Origin of the sequence: Bacillus timonensis (genome assembly GCF_004799755.1) — a bacterium.
Classification (GTDB): domain Bacteria; phylum Bacillota; class Bacilli; order Bacillales; family Bacillaceae_L; genus Ferdinandcohnia; species Ferdinandcohnia timonensis_A.
Genome location: NZ_SLUB01000069.1, coordinates 1 through 18,204 on the forward strand (window position 1 = coordinate 1; position 18,204 = coordinate 18,204).

General features: G+C 36.1%; 10 protein-coding genes and 1 pseudogene. 6 read left to right on the forward strand and 5 right to left on the reverse strand.

Translation table 11 applies throughout. From position 1 onward, the window contains the following. Positions 1-85 precede the first annotated feature (85 nt). The 5 genes from E1I69_RS21585 (at position 86) to E1I69_RS21605 (ending at position 10,138) form a co-directional block, all read left to right on the forward strand. Entirely contained in the window at positions 86-2,263 is a 2,178-nt protein-coding gene (locus tag E1I69_RS21585) for an EAL domain-containing protein (protein WP_161974959.1), read from the forward strand. A gap of 372 nt (positions 2,264-2,635) precedes the next feature. Further along, entirely contained in the window at positions 2,636-5,740 is a 3,105-nt protein-coding gene (locus E1I69_RS21590) for an EAL domain-containing protein (RefSeq protein ID WP_136381608.1), read from the forward strand. A gap of 539 nt (positions 5,741-6,279) precedes the next feature. Further along, positions 6,280-7,845 (forward strand): spore germination protein, encoded by a 1,566-nt coding sequence (locus E1I69_RS21595; RefSeq protein WP_136381609.1) that lies wholly within the window; start codon positions 6,280-6,282, stop codon positions 7,843-7,845. Between the two features lie 20 nt (positions 7,846-7,865). Further along, a complete protein-coding gene (locus E1I69_RS21600) occupies positions 7,866-9,044 on the forward strand; it encodes a Ger(x)C family spore germination protein (protein WP_136381610.1) in 1,179 nt (392 codons plus the stop codon). Then, positions 9,041-10,138 carry a GerAB/ArcD/ProY family transporter gene (locus E1I69_RS21605; protein ID WP_136381611.1) on the forward strand — a complete coding sequence of 366 codons (1,098 nt, stop codon included), beginning with the start codon at positions 9,041-9,043 and terminating at the stop codon, positions 10,136-10,138. Before E1I69_RS21600 ends, E1I69_RS21605 begins: the two co-directional genes overlap by 4 nt. Before the next feature lie 390 nt (positions 10,139-10,528). Here the strand turns inward: E1I69_RS21605 and E1I69_RS21610 are convergent. Next, positions 10,529-11,861, reverse strand: a pseudogene (locus tag E1I69_RS21610) (IS4 family transposase). Positions 11,862-12,194: 333 nt separating this feature from the next. Here E1I69_RS21610 and E1I69_RS21615 point away from each other — a divergent pair. Then, positions 12,195-13,700, forward strand: coding sequence for a phospholipase D-like domain-containing protein (locus tag E1I69_RS21615; protein ID WP_136381612.1), 1,506 nt, complete (start codon positions 12,195-12,197; stop codon positions 13,698-13,700). Between the two features lie 133 nt (positions 13,701-13,833). Here the strand turns inward: E1I69_RS21615 and E1I69_RS21620 are convergent, their stop codons facing one another. The 4 genes from E1I69_RS21620 to E1I69_RS25100 all read right to left on the reverse strand — a co-directional run. Beyond that, entirely contained in the window at positions 13,834-16,266 is a 2,433-nt protein-coding gene (locus tag E1I69_RS21620) for a molybdopterin-dependent oxidoreductase (protein WP_136381613.1), read from the reverse strand. A 46-nt stretch (positions 16,267-16,312) separates the two neighbouring features. After that, on the reverse strand, positions 16,313-16,735 hold the full coding sequence (locus E1I69_RS21625) for a hypothetical protein (RefSeq protein WP_136381614.1): 423 nt from the start codon (positions 16,733-16,735) through the stop codon (positions 16,313-16,315). Positions 16,736-17,239: 504 nt separating this feature from the next. Further along, positions 17,240-17,869 (reverse strand): polysaccharide deacetylase family protein, encoded by a 630-nt coding sequence (locus E1I69_RS21630; RefSeq protein ID WP_136381615.1) that lies wholly within the window; start codon positions 17,867-17,869, stop codon positions 17,240-17,242. Positions 17,870-17,903: 34 nt separating this feature from the next. After that, positions 17,904-18,204, reverse strand: a 301-nt coding sequence (locus E1I69_RS25100) for a transposase (RefSeq protein ID WP_242634670.1), incomplete at its 5' end; no start/stop codon positions are given.

The window sequence follows — 18,204 nt, forward strand, 5'->3', positions numbered from 1 at the left end:
TAATAGTAGTTATTCTTAATTGATGTCGTTTGTGATAAAATATTGTCAAATAATGTCGAAAAGTTTAGATGAGGATTGTGGATATATGAAATTATTTAATAAATCATATCTTACCAGTGAAAATTTAGAACGCAAGGATAATGTCACTTATTTACCACCAAGTGAAACGATTCTGGATAATATAACCAATGGTTTTTTTATAATTGACCGTAACTGGAAGATTATATATACAAACAAAAAGATGGAGAGGTTCGTAAATAAAGAGAGAAAAGAACTTATTGGACAAAATATTTGGAAGGTACTTCCGCAGGCAGTGGGTACGAAGTTTTACGATTTTTACCATAAGGTTATGGAAGAAAGAGTTACAGTTACGTTCGAAGATTATTATGAACCAACAAAAGAATGGTTAGAGGTAAGAGTTATTCCAACTGATGAAGGAATAATTGGATATGCAATTAATATTACAGAACGAAAATCGTATGAACAAACAGTTGAGCATTTGGCATTTTATGACCTATTAACAAATCTTCCAAATCGGATTTTATTAGAGAAAAAATTAAATGAATTAATTGAGAAATCAAAAGGTAAAAAGCAATCATTCGCTTTAATTTACATGGATATAGATAGGTTTAAATATATAAATGATACACTGGGTCACATAATAGGTGAAAAATTTATTTTACAGTTTGCTGAACGATTGGTTCGAATCATTAGTAATCAGGGTTTCATAGCAAGACTTGGTGGGGATGAATTCGCAGTTATATTAAACAATACGATTGAAAACGAACAAATTCATACTATTTCTGAAAAAATTATCACAAAAGTAAAAGAAGAACCCTTTATTGTCGATGATTATGAATTGTTTGTAACTGTAAGTATAGGAATTAGTGTATTTCCTCAACATGGTGAAGATAGCAAAACCTTAATGAAGAATTCTGATATAGCAGTTAATCATGCTAAAGATATGGGGAGAAGTAAGGCAGAAGAATATAATCCAATGATGGATATTTATAGTTACAAAAGGTTGTCGTTAGAAACTGATTTACGAAAAGCTATTGATGAGAACAAGTTAGAATTACATTTCCAACCAAAAGTAAAAGTGAGTACAGGTGAAATAAAAGGTGCTGAAGCATTAATTCGATGGAATCATCCAGATTGGGGAATGTTAACACCCGCCGATATAATACCTATTGCGGAAGAAACAGGATTGATTCACTCCCTCTCAAATTGGGTTGCAAGAAAAGTGTGTCTAGTTCTACATTCCTGGCAAAATGAAGGCTTAAATCTAATCCCTATATCAATAAATATATCTGCTGATCGATTTATCTCTGCTGATTTTGTTCCGAACATAACGAGGCTATTAGAAGAAACTAAATTAGAAGGAAAATGGTTAGAAATTGAAATAACTGAAACTTCAATTTTAGATAACCAGCGTCTTGTTGAGAAAACCATAAATGATCTTAATAATTTGAACGTAAGAGTATCTTTGGATGATTTCGGGACAGGTTATTCCTCTCTGTCCTATCTAACGAGATATAAGATACATGTGTTAAAAATAGACAAATCATTTATTCAAGATGTATCCGTTAATAGTTCGAATTCAACTGTTGTAAAGTCCATTATTCAATTAGCACACGGGTTAGGTATGAGTGTAGTAGCCGAAGGTGTTGAGACTCCTGAACAACTACAGTTTTTAAAACAGCAAGAATGTGATGAAATTCAAGGCTATATTTTTAGTAAACCAGTTCCTGTCTCTGATTTATTAAATTTGTTAGGAAATAGAGTACTAAAGCCAAAAGTCGAAAAACAAAGTTACTACGAAAATAAACGAAATTATTTCAGAGTAGAGCTATATTACCCAATGAGTTCACAAATGACAATCATAAGTTTTAAAAATAAGGATATTCAATTAGGGCGTACCGAGATTTTAGTTGAAGATATCGGACTTGGTGGACTTCGGTTCTTATCCCATCTCCTTCTTTCTGTTAATCATGATATTATTTATGAGTTTGAAATAGAGATTCTTGGTGAAGAATTTTATTTAAAAGGGCGCATAGTTTGGAAGGAAGAAAATGAAGAAGGTATATATCGGTATGGGGTAGAATTTCTTATATCTGAATCGGAACGGGAACTTCTTGCAAAAACATTAAATAATCTTTCATTGCAAATTAGGACAAGTCCTCTTGTTCCAAATTGCAGGCAAGTTCAATCAAATAAATATAGTTATATCAAAAATCAAATAAATAAAGATAGCACAACTTAAATAGTAACTAAGTAAAGATGAGAAAATTAGTAAACATAACACTCTAGTCCAAGCCCATGCAAAAAATCGAAAAGAATTTGGTGAGATTCAGTTCCCTTATTCAACAAACCGGTATTCAAAAGTTAAAGATCAAGCTGCCATTAACTGAGCAGCTTTTTCTGGTTGGGCTAACGAAGCTTTTAGTTGTAGAGCGATAAATACCATGATGCTAGGTACACTCTTCAAAAAGGGATTAATAATGGATGAAAGCCCAAAGTGTTTTATGAATATCGATGTATTATATAAAATTTGTCGTTGCGGTGGAAATAACTGTATAATATATTGGTGAATAATTTAGTTCCTTTTTTAGGTCCTAACGAAAGGAGATCACCATTGAGTGCTATAATTAATACTAAAGATATTTTGGAGCGAGTATCCGATGGATTTTATTCGTTAAATAATAAATTAAAATTTGAATATATAAATAATGTTACAGAAAAACTTTTACAAATTAAACGAGAAAATGCAATTGGGCAATATATTCATGATGTATTACCACACAGTGACTTGCGTAAATTTGTATCGCGATATAAAAGGGCATTGTCGGAACAAGTACCTGTAGAATTTGAAGAGTTTTTTAATAATAGATGGTATGAAATAAGGGCATTTCCTTCTAGGGAAGGCTTGTCTGTACTTTTTAGAGATATTACAGAAAAGAAGAAAGAGTTTCAAAATATTAATTTTCTAGCTAATTACGACGTTATAACAGAAATACCTAACCGTTTTTACTTTAATAAATACTTAAAACGCAAGATAAAATCACAATCTATTGATGGCTCATTTGCTGTTTTATTTATTGATATTAATAATTTTAAAAATGTAAATGATACATATGGTCATGGAGTAGGTGATTGGGTATTAAAACAAATCTCGAGACAAATTGAGGAAATAATAATTCAATTTGGTTTCATAGCTCGTTACTCTGGTGATGAATTTCTTCTAACGTTGGAAAACCTTGATGATCATGAAATTTCATCTGTGATTGAACGAATAATTGAATCATTTTCAAGTCCATTTTGTGTAAATGGGTTTGACATAAAAATTTCAATCTGCGTTGGGGTTAGCCAGTTTCCTAAGGATGGGCAAAGTGAAGAATTATTAATAAAACATTCAGAAAATTCAATGTATAAGGCGAAAAAAGAGGGTAGAAATAAATATAAGTTCTACGCCTTTGATGAGAATGAAGGAAGAGTAGACGCTTTAAAATTAGAGTTAGAGCTCCACAAGGCGATAGAAAATAATCAGTTACTACTTCACTATCAACCTAAAATCAATTTAAATACGGGGAAAATTGTGGGTGTCGAGGCATTGATTCGTTGGGACCATCTAGAATGGGGAATGGTATCGCCAGAAACATTTATACCTATTGCTGAAGAGACAGGATTAATTTTACCAATTGGAGAATGGGTTTTGAATGCTGCGTGTAAACAAAATAAAACTTGGCAGCAACAAGGTTTTTCAACAGTTGTTTCCGTCAATTTATCAGCTATTCAATTTAATCAGACTACTATTATTGATACCATTGAATCCATTCTTCACAAAACAGGATTAGAACCTCACTTTTTAGAAATTGAGATTACTGAAAGTATGACAATTGATATTGACCGTACAATTTCAATATTACAACAGCTTAAAAAGATTGGAGTCCATATTAGTATCGATGATTTTGGTACAGGTTTCAGTTCATTAAGTTATTTAAAAAACATTCCTGTTGATAGATTAAAAATGGACAAGTCTTTCCTTAATGAACTTCGAAACAACCCAAATGATGAAACTATAGTTAAAACCATTATCTCAATGGCTCATAATTTAAATTTGATTGTAGTAGCTGAAGGGATAGAAACAAAAGAACAATTAGTTTTTCTGCAGCAACATTTATGTGATGAAGGACAAGGAAATTTTTTAAGTAAGCCCTTAACTGCATTCCAATTACAAGAAAAACGGTTTGAAATAGGAAAAATAGTTGAAGAACATGGAATCCCTAAAGATATAAACCAACAATTGTTATTGAAAGAATTATTGGAATCATCCCAAAGAGAGTTACACGATACGATTCGTTTGCAGCAAGGGATGATATTTAAGTATAAAAAAATGAATGAACGATTTATTCATACACAATGTGACGGGGAGTTATTATACCGTCTTGGAATGATTCCTTCTCAAGTGATCGGAAAAGAATTGGCTGATTTTCTTCCTTATAGAACTGCCCTCGATAAAACTGCCTACTATAAGAAGGCGTGGGAAGGAGAGGAATTTGTTACTTATGAGGGAGAGCTAAATGGAATTAATTATCTTACAACTTTACGTCCTATTAAAAAAGCTGGAGAAGTAGTACAAGTCATAGGTTCATGTATAGATATAACGAAACGTAAAAAAGCGGAGAAAGCTTTACAAGAAAGCGAGGCTAAATATCGGCTGATTTCTGAAAACATGACGGACATAATAATGTTATTAGATATAAATGGAACGATACAGTATGCATCACCTTCCCTTGGAAATGTATTGGGTAACCCATTAAAATCATATATAGGTAAAAGATCGTTTGATTTAATTCATCCTGATGACAAGCAAAGCGTAATGATGGAATTTGAAAAAGTATTAAACACTATGAATCCATTAAGGATGGAAGCTCGTTTTGTGAACGTTGATGGAAAATCGTTATTAATTGAAGGACTAGGTACCCCAGTCCTTGGAGAGAATGGCGCTCCAGAACATTTTATACTAGTGGGAAGAGATATTACGGAAAAAAGGGAAATGGAAGAACAACTCTCAAAATCAGAGAAATTAGCGGTTGTGGGTCAACTAGCTGCAGGTGTTGCACATGAAGTTAGAAATCCTATAACTTCTATAAAAGGATTCATTCAACTTTTAGAGGAAGGAATCACGAAGAAAGAATTTTTCGAAGTAATTTCCAGAGAGTTTAAACAAGTTGAGGAAATTCTTGAAGAATTTATTAATCTTGCCAAACCAAAAGAAATTCAATTAAAAAAGGTTAGTATTAAAAATATACTTAAAGAAGTTGAGACTTTATTAAAACCAGAAGCAAATTTGAAAAACGTAGAAATTTTCCAAGAGAATAAACAAGATCTTCCTCAGATTATGTGTGATTCAAACCAAATAAAACAAGTTTTCATTAATATCATTAAAAATAGTATTGAAGCAATTCCTAAAAATGGGTTTGTAAAAATCCAAGGCAGTATAGAAGGGAAAAATATCCTAATAAAAATAATCGATAATGGAATAGGGATAAGTAAGGAGCGAGTTCAGAAATTAGGTGAGCCGTTCTATAGTAATAAAGAAAAGGGTACAGGTTTAGGTTTAATGATATGTTTTAGAATTGTTCGGGAACATAACGGGTCAATAAATATAAAAAGTAAAGAAAATGAAGGTACTGTAGTAGAAGTTAGGTTACCAGCAAACAAACTTGTAAATCGATAGAAACCCAATAAATTAAACCTATGATTGATAGGAAAAGAAGGCAGGAAAGAAATACAACGCCATTAAAAGCAAACAGAAAATCTCCCAATGGCTTATTCATTTGGTATGAAAGAGATTCACAATAATCGAAGTGAGTGCTCATCAAACGAGTTGTGATTGGAAGGAAAAACCGGTATAACGTAATAGTCCCCAAGGTGCAAGGGCAAGTGCAATTATTTATATCTTGGAAACTGCTTTAGAAATGGATTCAATCCCTATTTATTTCAGCAACTTCCCAACAGGTTATGACAGACAAAAATGCCTTGGATCATTTATTACCTTGGTCAACAACTTTACCAGTTTCTTATATTCTTTTAATCAGTTAAATACACTAAATCCCCATCTGACATAAGATGGGGATTATTTGCCGTTTACCATCAAACGTTTAAATAAAAGGCCTTCTTCAGAGAATAGGGAACTGCATCCATATTTTAGCTGAACAAAATCAAACCCGTATAATTCATCTTCTTTCTGGAAAACTATACCGCGAGAGGAGATGAATGGTCTTGAAATTGCTTCTAAACGTAAGAAAAAGAAAAGAAGATAAGTTTTCAGAAAAGATGGATTCTCTTTCTAATGAAGAACCAGATATACTAATAAGTTCAGACCTTTCAGCTAATGAAGGTTTTTTGCGAGATGTTTTTCATCAATGTTCTGATGTTGTGTTTCGTGTTGTACCTATAAACGATAAAACAAAATTACTTTTTGTTTATATAGATGGTTTATGTGACACAAAACCTCTCGATGAGATGATGTTAAATCCTGATAGGACATCTGACAAAAAAAGTGAAGTATTTATATTTGAAGAATTTGTTGCAAATCAGCTTCGTGCCGTTGCTAAAATAAAATCAACCCAGAGTGTAAATGAATTAACGAATGGGATATTAACAGCAAATGTCGCCATTTTAGTCGAGGGAGAAACAACTGCTTTACTTGCTGATTTAAAAGGTTTTGAAAAACGGTCCATTGAAGAGCCTTCCTCCGAAACTGTCATACGTGGTCCAAGAGACGGGTTTACAGAAACATTACGTGTGAATACGAGCTTAATCCGAAGACGAATTAGAAGCCCTAGATTGAAAATAGAGGCATTTACAATTGGCGTACTTTCAAAAACGGATGTAGCAATTGTATATATTGAAAAAATTGCAAGTGATTCTGTTATTGAGGAAGTAAGAAAAAGACTAGAGTCAATTGAAATTGATGGAGTAATCGAGACTGGTTTTATTGAAGAGTTTGTTGAGGATTTTCCTTTTTCTCCATTTCCGCAAGTTCAAAACACCGAGCGCCCCGATATCGTTTGCGGCAGTTTACTGGAAGGGAAAGTATCCATATTGGTGGACAATACTCCATTTGTTCTGATTGTTCCCATGACCTTTTGGTCGGGGTTGCAGGCCGCTGAAGACTACTATGAAAGGTTTATTTATGTAACCTTTATTCGCTGGATTCGCTATATTTTATTCAATATTTCATTGCTGCTACCCTCTATTTATGTTGCAGTAATAACTTTTCACCCACAGTTAATTCCAACGAATTTGTTAATAAGTATAGCATCTGCACGAGAGGATGTCCCATTTCCAGTGTTATTTGAAGCTATTATGATGGAGCTAATGTTCGAAGCTTTACGTGAAGCTGGGATACGGCTTCCTAAGTCAATTGGTTCAGCTGTTAGTATTGTAGGAGCGCTTGTTATAGGGGAAGCTGCTGTGCAAGCTGGTATTATCTCTGCTCCCATGGTTATTGTGGTAGCCGCCACAGGAATAGCATCATTCGCGGTACCGCGCTATAATTTCGGCACTGCATACAGGCTCCTTCGCTTTCCTATACTTATCCTTGCAGGACTGTTTGGTCTCTATGGGGTCATTCTAGGTATGATTGCCATCCTTATTCATCTCGTTCATCTTCGATCCTTTGGGGTGCCCTATTTAAGTCCGATTGCCCCGCAAAATCCAAAATATCTAAAAGATGTTTTAGTACGAGCACCTAGATGGAGCATGCATCGCCGACCTATAATGGTAGCTGGTCAAGATAAAACCCGTATTCCTGAAGGGCGGCGGACGAAAACCTGAAGGAAGGAACGAATGATAAGATGATCAAAAGATTAAAAATATTTCTTATTATACTTGTTAGTATGTTTTTAACTACTGGATGTTGGGATGAAAGAGAAATAAACGATCAGGCAATTATATTGGGGTGGGGTTTTGACCAAAATGAAGATGGTGATTATATTGGCAGTGCTCAGATTGTTGTTCCTGGGGAAGTTGGTGAGAAAAGTAGTGGTCAAGGCAAAGGATACATAGTTGAAACAGCAACAGGGATAAGTCTTTTGGATGTAACTCAGAATTTGCAAAGAAAGCTCTCAAGGAAAGTTTTTCTAAGTCATCAGAAGGTTATTATCATTGGGGAACGCTTAGCCAGAAATGGGGTATCGAACATCCTTGATGTATACAGTCGAGAACCTGAACTTCCCATAAGAACAAACTTTTTTGTTTTAAAAAACGGGGATGCATTGGATTTTATGGAGGTCCAGTACAAGATGGAAGATATGCCTTCTACTGCTGCAATGAAAATGTTCCAAAGTACAGCGGGACCAGAAAGCACTACGTTTAAGGATTTTTTGGAAGGTGCGAGTTCAGAGGGAATTAGTCCGACAGTACCTATTCTTGAAATTATTAGTTCTAAAAAGGAGAAAGAAAAGGATACTGAGACCTTCCAGCTTGGTGGGAGAGCTATTTTCAATCAGGATCTTGAGCTAGTTGGATTTTTGTCCTATCGCGAGGCAGTTGATAGATTGTGGATTATTAACAAGCTAAATACTCATAAATTCACCACACATTTAGTAGAGGAAGAAGGAAATGTAGGTATTTTGGGTATGAATTTTAAAAGTAAGATCCAACCCATTATACAAAATGATCAAGTGGATTTTCATATAACGCTTTCCGGAACAGGTGTGGTTCGTGAAAATAATACAGTATTAGACTTAAAGCAGCCGAAGAATCTTCAAATCATAGAACGTTCATTTAATAAGAATTTACAAGAACATATGATAAGTACCATTACAAAAGTTCAAAAAGAATATAAAACAGATATTTTGGGTTTTGGACAATCTGTTCATAAGAAATATCCTCAAAAATGGAAAATATGGAAAAAGGATTGGAGTAAAAAATTCTCAGATGCAGATATTACAGTTAAAGTGGAAATAAATATTGAGCGAACTGGGGTAACTGGTTCTCCATTACATTTGAAAGAAAGTGAGATCCAGAAATGAAAATTTCCAAGTATCAAATATTTTGGATGATTGCATCTCTAGAAATTGGAATGGTTTTGTTACTGACACAATCACCTGCTATTGAGGTAGCAAAGCAGGATGCCTGGATCTCATTTGTTTTTGCTGGGTTGGCAGGAATAGGAATCACCTTTGCTGCAGGAAAACTAAGTCTTCTCTATCCTAACCAAACATTCATTCAGTATAGTCAAAGCATATTAGGGAAATGGTTAGGGAGAGTAATAGTGATTCCATATTTTATCCATTGGCTTTCTGTGATCGGAGTTATTTTTCGTCAATCTTCAGAAATAATCCAAATGACTTTATTTACAAGAACCCCATTGATTATTTTAATTGTCCTTTTATTACTTTTAGTCATTTATGTGAATTGCATAGGGGGAATAGAAGGCATTGGGCGGTGTAGTGAAATCATGGGCCCGCTGATATTTTTAATGGTAATTATTACTTTGTTGCTTAATTTTAATAATATTGAATGGGATAAGATTCTACCCGTTTACACTGACTCAGGATTAAAATCTATTTTACAAGGAAGTTTAACACCTGTATCGTTTTATGGTGAGTCGGTTTTAATAATGATGCTACTCTCTTTTACAGAAGAACCGAAAAAAGGGGTAACTTGGGCTGTATGGGGTGTAGGAGTTGTAGCTATTTTAGTGACTATTTCAACGCTAGAAATTCTAATGGTATTTGGACCAAATTTGTCTTCACGACTATGGTATCCATTTTTTGAGATGGCGAGATATATTTCCCTTATGCAATTCATGCAAAATTTGGAAATAATTGTGACTGTTATATGGATCTTCAGTATTTTTATTAAATTGTCCATTTATCTATTTGTATCTAGTTATGGGATAGCTCAATGGCTAAATATAAAGGATTGGCGAAAGGTTATTTGGTTTGTAGCAATTGCATCAATCGTACTTTCTTTGATTTATCCAAATAATAACGTAGCGTCTGTTTCTTATCTTGAAAAATATTGGCTTCCATTTGTTCTCCCCATAAATATGATAGGTATTCCCTTGCTCCTTTGGGGGATTGGAGTTATTCGTAAAAATTCAAAACAAATTGATGAGTAATAAAGCAAGTGTTAAAGAGGCTCCATCTGATAAACAGGTGGGACCTATTTACGCTTACTTATAAATTTCGTTTAGGAGATTCTTGTAGCCTTCTTTTTCTACTCATAATGAATAGCAAATGCTTTTCTTTCCTTATCAGCTACCCAAGTTAACTTTTCTTTAATTTCATGTGAAGTAACTAAAATTAATTTCCATGGTTGCATAAACTCTAATGAGGGTGCGTGATGAGTAGCATTTAGTATTCATGTATTATATTTTCTGGGATAGGACAAAAAACTCCGATGTCTTTTCTATGATAAATATCCTTATATACTTCTTTTTCTTCCTTAGCAAACATATTTTCCTTATTCCGTTAAAAATTAAAATGATATTGTTTATTTATATATTAACTCAAACTTCGCAGAGTGAGATCGACAAATAAGCCTTGATGTAATTGGGAAGACAAGCGATCCATTGCTGAAGTTGACTTTTGATTAGTTTTTGAACTTTTCTGTTTTAGGGTATCTTCAAGAAGCTCGATTAGTTGCTGTAAAGCAACAGCCCAATCAAGTTCGTTAAGCTCATCGCAAAGCTCATAAAAGAGACCACCTAATGTTCGTTGATCTGTGTTGCAGCGATTCTGCCAGGACAAGATAATGTAGCGTGAAAATACAATGGTTGTATGGCTAATAAGTAAATCATATGAAACGCCTTGGAATTCTCTTTGTAGGCGTAGTAAGGATTTGATCGTCTTGAAGAAGACCTCAATATCCCAGCGCATTCCATAGATTCGTACGATTTCTTGTTCAGAAAGCGTGCAATCGGTGCTAAGAATTGCCAGCCATTCGCTCTTTTTATTACGGTTTTGAACAAACACAACTTTTACCTGTATGCCGTTGGCCATTGTTGTATGAATAGACCGCAGAATTCCCTTTTTCCCTTGAACGGGTATGGCGTAGAAATAGAGTTCTTTTAAAGAGAGTCTGCGACCATTTACAAGATAGCGTTGTTTGGTGTTCTTGACCATACCAATTACTTCTACACCAATCTTAACAATAGACTGGATTAGAGGTTGTTGTGTAAACCAAGTATCCATTAACACATAATTAGCTGGTACACCCGCTGTAAGAGCTCGCTCAATCATTCCTGGAATGACAGTGGGAGCTGATTCCAGTGCTTCTATACGACGTTTATATCCAGAACTTCGTTTGTCGATATTGGCAGATATTCCGTTGATTTGTGAGTTCTTCGAACTCAATAGTGTGAAATCAATAGGCATAAAGGTAAATCCATCTGACCAACCCAAAGTAAGCATACGGAAACCTTTATAAAACCGTTTGGTTAAAGAGGAATGATCCATACAACGTGCTAAAAGCTTAACTTTTTTACTTCGGTTTCGGTCAAACATAGAATCATCGATTATCAATACTTTGGGACGATTTGAATCGGTTAGAACATTAACTTAGATTGGTTAAAAAACGTCGCCAAGCAAACTTTGAGTGATTCAAGAATCGATAGACAGAGTCTTTAGCTGGGTATCGGTCCCCCTTTTTTGAACGAAGCAGGCTAAACCAACTTTTACGTTGGAAAATGAGACAAAAAACAAGTTGAAACAAACTGAAAGCTGAAAACCCGAACTTCTTCTTAATTCCAGCATTTCGCAGATGTTTGAAATCTCTAATTCATTAAACACGGACTTTAATTCTTTTGGTAGTTGATTGTTTTGGTCGTTATGCTCTATCATATAGGAGGCACCTCTTCTGTTTGGTAGTGTATTCTAGACAAATCCACTATACCAAAGAATGAGGTGCTTTTTGTATTTATAAAGCATTTTGTCAAGGACCAAATAGAATCCGGGAGGATTCCAATTGAACCAAGTATTCCACATAGTTATTTAGGTGCGAAGTTTGAGTTAATTATTTTATCCTTTTGGGGATAATGTATTCCTTAAGTGGGACTTAGCTATTTTTCCAAGGTTCTAGGACCCATTACAACTTTTTCCTTACGCAACTAAATTTTAAAGATACTTATAAACGGGTACCATTTTACATTTAAAGAGAAAGGAAAGGGCTTTAAATTGGTATGGATTTTTGGACTCTACTTATTAAATACTGTTTTTATGTTCATTATGGCGGTTCGCGAGGTAAGGCGACCAGCAGTGGCTTTAAATTGGATAACCATTAGTTTTATCTTCCCTGTGATTGGTTTTGGGCTCTATCTTATTACATCAAATCCAATACGTATGAATCGAAGCAGTAAGCCAGCTTTTATTTCTTCTCAAACAGACATGCTTCCTGATTCCTTTGGCAACTCAGCTCAGCAAATAGCGAAAGCATTGAAACATTTAACCGGGAGTGGATTAAAGTCTGGACAAGTACAAGTGCTTATAAATGGGATAAATACTTACGAAAAACTTATGGAATCTATACAGAACGCCAAAAAAACAATTGACCTTGAATATTACATATATAGAGACGACGAAATCGGAAGGTGCATTACGGACTTACTGATTGAACGGTCATTGGAAGGTGTACATATCCGGTTTATAAGAGACGGTTGGGGGAGCAGGAAATTATCCCAAAAACAGGTTTTTCGGATGGTGGATGCCGGAATAGAATGTCGGACTATTTTTCCTTTACGTGCCCCTTGGATATTTTCAACATTGAATAACCGGGCTCATTGTAAGATTGCCTTATTTGACGGCAAAGAAGCTTATACCGGCGGGATTAATATTGGGGATGAATATACTGGATTAAAGCCAAATGTAGGCTACTGGCGTGACACTCATGTAAGAATAGTTGGTGAAGCTTCAGCTGATTTGAAAATGGTTTTCGAGAACCATTGGAAGATTGCCTCACCTGAACATATTAGGGGGAAATCTGGAATGAAAACAAAAACAGTAAAAGATGGTTCCTCAATCATTCCTAAAACCAGCAGGTTAACACCATTTACCACGATGACAGAATGGAGCACAGAGTTGGGAACTGTTGAACGAACGAAGACGAATAAAGTTCCGACTAATGAGAAAATGCGCCAAGCCTATGTTCAGACAGTAGAAGGTGATCCAAGTATTCGTACACCTTTTATTAGGCAAGCGTACTTTATAGGGTTAACACAAGCCACAAAGACCATTGATATCACCACACCCTACTTTGTACCAGATCAGGATATTATTATGGGGCTTAAGACGGCTGTGCAACGTGGCGTACGGATAAGATTGCTGGTACCTCGTCAAGTAAATCAAAAAATGGTAGAACGGGCAAGCTTTACTTATTATGGAGAGTTATTGGAAGCAGGGGTCCAAATCTACTTATATAACAAAGGAATGCTTCATGCGAAGACGATGGTTATCGATGGGGAAGTAGCAGAAGTCGGAGCAGCAAACTACGATATGAGAAGTTTTCGTTTGAATTACGAAGTGAGTGAATTTTTTTACAGTAAAGATGTCGCGATAGATCTTACAGAACAGATTGAGCAAGACCTTTGTGATTCTGTCCCATTGCGAATGGATGATTTATTGCAACGCTCGCCTTCACAGCGGATAATGCAGCAAGGGGCCCACCTTCTTTTTCCGCTGTTGTAAGCTATTTTGAAGATAATCATAATAATACATTCCATAAGCCCTCAGACGATTCAATCTGAGGGCTTTTTTGAAAATGAAATTAGAAATCTTTCATAGAAGTTCTTTTTTATTCACAAGGATTAATATCCCTTTTTTAAAACGAGCCAACCTTCCACTCTGGTAAATACGGTGGTATTGGTACATTAATGGTTGATGCCGGTATCTCAAGTATCTTTCCAATTTGAATATCGTAGGGTGAAATTAATGCGTTGGCTTTTTGTAGATTATCAACGGATATGCCATATTGATTAGCCAGTGATTGTAAAGTATCTTCTTCAGTAACGAAATGCTGGGTTCGTAACTTTTCGATTTTACATGCTGATTGCTTAAATGTTGGCTGTTTGGATAGTGGGTCGGTAAAATCCGCTGTTAACTCATTTGCAGCTTCCCGTCTTTCCCAACTGCCAAAATGAAATGGAACAAATACTAGTCCTTTTTGTACCACCTTTCCAATTCTTGCAGGAACCTCAATCCATCCACGTGGGGACGAGATACGGATAAGTTCTCCAGGAAGAAGAGAAAGTAACTCTGCATCTGCCTCATTGATTTCCACATATCCCCGGGGAGCAGCTACATGCAAAAAAGGTGATCGAGCCGTCTTTGTCCTGGTATGCCAATGCCAAACAAGTCGTCCTGTTGTCAGCCACATTGGATACTCTTTTGTCGGCTGTTCAGCAGGTGGTAAATAGGTGATTGGATAAAGGATTGCCCGGCCATTTGGATTTTTCCTTTCATATTCTTGTTTTGTTAAAGGCCGTCCTGTAAATTGATGTTTCGTAAAACTCTGGGTATATTCTGTTTCTGTAGGAAATTTAAAATCAGTATATAGTCTGGTTGTACCTTCAGGATGCTCTTCATTTACAGGCCAGCGAAGGCCATTATACTTTTCTAACTTTTCATAAGATATCCCGGTCATATCACAAGGACGGCCACGAGAGACATTTTTCCACTCTTCAAAGCATTCTTCTGTTGTAGTGTAATCAATTAACGGATTTCCATCACGATCCTTTAAACCCATCCGTTTTGCAAAATCTAACAAAATTTCAAAATCAGTTCTTACTCCTTCCGGTGGGTTGACGGCTTTTCTTAATAAATTTATTGTTCGCTCTGTATTCTCCATCACTCCCTCTTTTTCCCCCCACAAAGCAGTTGGCAGAACAACATCTGCAACCGCGGCCGTCTCTGTTAAAAAAGGATCCTGAACTACAACGAATGTTTTTTCAAATGCTGCTTTGGCCCGCCGTCTATTCGGAAGAGAAACCATGGGATTGGTGCCGATATTCCAAAAGAAGCCGATTTGGCCCATTTCCATCATATCAATTTGTTCCTCAATACCCTTTTCCGGTCCCACCGGAAGTTTCGCTTCCTCTACATTCCATAGCCTTGCCATCTCTTGTATATGTGACGGATTGGCCGAATTTCGCTGTGCTGGAAAAGTTCCCACCCCGCCTGCTGTCCGGTTGGCTGATGAGCTTGGCTGTCCTGCCATATGGAGTGGTCCGCAGCCTGGCTTGCCAATTAACCCTCTAATCAAATGCAAATTATTGATGGCGACACATGCTGTTGTCGCATCAGCGCTTTGATAGATTCCTTGCAGAGTGGTGGTGATAAGTGATGGTGTTTTCCCAAGCTGTGCTGCCACAAGCAGGAGTAGGTCGATAGGTACCCCCGTTACTTCAGAAGTTTTCTCCGGGGTCCAATTTTTTACGGATTCCTCCATTTCTTGAAACCCAATTGTATGATTATCAATAAAGTTTTGATCAATCCAGCCATTTGTTAAAATCAGATGGAGGATTCCGTTTATAAGAGCCACATTTGTTCCAGGATAAAGCTGAAGATGGATGTCCGCGGACTTTGCTGTCAGTGTTCTTCTAGGATCAACGGTGATAATGAACGGTTTTCCTGTTTTCTTCTTACGGTTCATTATCCGTTCAAACAGCACTGTACCCGTTTCAGCTACATTGTGTCCAAACAACATGAGCGTTTCAGTTTCGTCTACATCATCAAAGGAAGTTGGGCTGCCATCTGCACCAAATGATTGTAGTAAGCAAAATTCGGTAGTTGCTGTACAAAGCCGGGTATTGGCATCTAGCAAATGAGTTTGCAAGCCGGCCCTGCCAATCTTTGCGATTGTATAGTAATCCTCTAAGAAACCTTGTCCGGTTGAATAGATGGCTATGCTATTTGACCCTTTCTGTTTTAGAGAATCGGTCGCTTTTTTTACTATTAAATTCATCGCCTCATCCCATGTTGCAGGAACCAACTTTCCGGAAGAATCACGGATCAGGGGAGTTAACAGACGATCGGGGCTATTGTTGGCATACCACTGATTTTCCCCTTTGGGGCCAAGTCTGCCTCTGTTAATGGGATGGGCACTGTTTCCCTTGATTCCAACTATCTTCTCATCTTTCACAGCTATATAGCAGCCGCAGCCGATTGAGCATATATTACAAGTACTGTACACCCACTTATCGATATCTCCCTGGCTGTACACATTTATATCGGTTCTTTCAGTTTCCCAGGACATTGAAATTCCTCCTTGGATATTAATTGTGAGATAAAAGATTTTGCTGTTAGCGAAGGGCAGATATGTAAAAAGAAGGAATGATATACTTCGTTTGCTCAGCCCCATAAATCCTTTCCAATTCGGCAGCTGAGTGTTCAAGGTTGGTCTTAATCTCCAGGAACAAAGGCTCCAAATTACTCACTGATTCCTGGTATGGAAGACTTATCCATTCAACCGCTCTTTTCCATGCTCGAAATGTAGGGTTGGCTATTTCATTATCATGATAAATAATAGTTAGAAATTCTGTCATGTTCTTTAGTTCGGCCCCATCATTTGCAAGCTCTTGCATTAGCTTTTTAATCATTTCCAGTTGCTCTCTCAAAATAGTTTGAAGTAAAATCGCAATCGGGTGATCAGAATTTTCTATTTCCTTTATTGCTTTTTCAGTTTGGTTTTGAAGATCTGAATATAACTCTTTCAGTTGTAACAATAAATTTCCTCTCTTTCATAAATAATTAAAATCTCGCGGGCAGCGCTCACAGCATTCTTTACTAAATTTCCCAATTATTTGAGGAATATACTTTAGATGGAACCACTTTCCATTTAAAAATTAGAAGTTGGGTGAGTTTTTTAAACAATCGAATTAGCATTACTCTTACAGAACAGTTTGGACGAGACTTAATGATTCTTAGTTTATTATTGGAGAGGATTTATTGTAATGCCCTGAGGTTAAATGGAGCAGGGTACCTTTTTTAGTAGGTGTAGCCGTAAAAATTTGATATATCCCTTTTAATGTATACGAAAAGCCCTTAGACCATTTAAAATGTAAGGGCTTTTTTGAAGAACTATATTAATTAATATTGGATGTACTTAAGAATATCTCTATTCAACGTAAACTTTCTTCGCTGATTGCACTGCCGTATATAAATTAGATGTTCCTCCGAATTTTATTGTCCTCACTGATTTGAAGAAGTGGTATTTCAACTCGTTTAATCTATACGTTTTTCACCTTTTCTAACTCTTGCATGGTATCACTTTTAGAGCGCTTGTTAAGATCAGGATGACTATAAGCATGATTTCCAATTTCATGGCCTTCCCGATAGATCATCTTAGCTAGATCAGGATTCTTTTTAACCCAGCTACCATCGAAAAAAAATGTCGCTTTGGCCTTGGATTCCTTTAGTGTGGTAAGGATCGTTGGAATGTACTCATTACCCCAAGCCACATTTATTAATAACGCCACCATAGGCTTTTCTGGATTCCCTTTATAAATCGGGTTGGGTGCCAGATTTTCTAAATGGACATTAGGTGGTATTTCCTTATAAACAACTTTGTTTTTGTGAAAATTACCATCTGCTTTCATTTTTTTATAACTAGATTCAATATCTACATCCAATCCATTGTAACCAGGTATTGCCTTCCACACTCTATCGACTTTTGCATCAATCGGTTCAATTTTATGTTCCTCTCTATAAGCTTTAATTTCTTTGTACAGTTCATCATTTTTCCCTTTTAAGGCTGCTGTACTAGAGCTAAAAGTAGTAAATGGTCCAATAAGATCCGTAAGTGTCAAAATTAAAATACTTAAAAACACTATTAGTAGCAGCGAACTTTTTTTCCTCATAAAACTCCTCCGCAATATAACCTATAATTTTAAATTACCCATCAACTACATCCTCGAGCCTTGATACATAGAGAAGGGACTGTCCGATAAGTCCTAAAAAATAAGGCAAGGGGGAAAAACAATTCGTTTTTCTCCCTTGCCCTTTTTGAGTTTTTCGATTTTTCTCTGAAAGTAACTGGCGGATGCCTGCTACTTTCAGCATATTGTGGGCTAATGCCACAATCCCAAACTCGACATGTACTTTGTCGAGCCCCCGCAAGGAAAATCTGCGGAACGACCTATTGCCCTTGATGTGACCGAACACACTTTCTACCTCAACTTTACGTTGAGCGTAG

Excerpts from the sequence above, each read along its gene's own strand:
- E1I69_RS21630 (WP_136381615.1), bottom strand. The coding sequence starts at position 17,869 with ATGAGGAAAAAAAGTTCGCTGCTACTAATAGTGTTTTTAAGTATTTTA.
- E1I69_RS21605 (WP_136381611.1), top strand. The coding sequence starts at position 9,041 with ATGAAAATTTCCAAGTATCAAATATTTTGGATGATTGCATCTCTAGAA.
- E1I69_RS21620 (WP_136381613.1), bottom strand. The coding sequence starts at position 16,266 with ATGTCCTGGGAAACTGAAAGAACCGATATAAATGTGTACAGCCAGGGA.
- E1I69_RS21595 (WP_136381609.1), top strand. The coding sequence starts at position 6,280 with ATGGTCTTGAAATTGCTTCTAAACGTAAGAAAAAGAAAAGAAGATAAG.
- E1I69_RS21585 (WP_161974959.1), top strand. The coding sequence starts at position 86 with ATGAAATTATTTAATAAATCATATCTTACCAGTGAAAATTTAGAACGC.
- E1I69_RS21600 (WP_136381610.1), top strand. The coding sequence starts at position 7,866 with ATGATCAAAAGATTAAAAATATTTCTTATTATACTTGTTAGTATGTTT.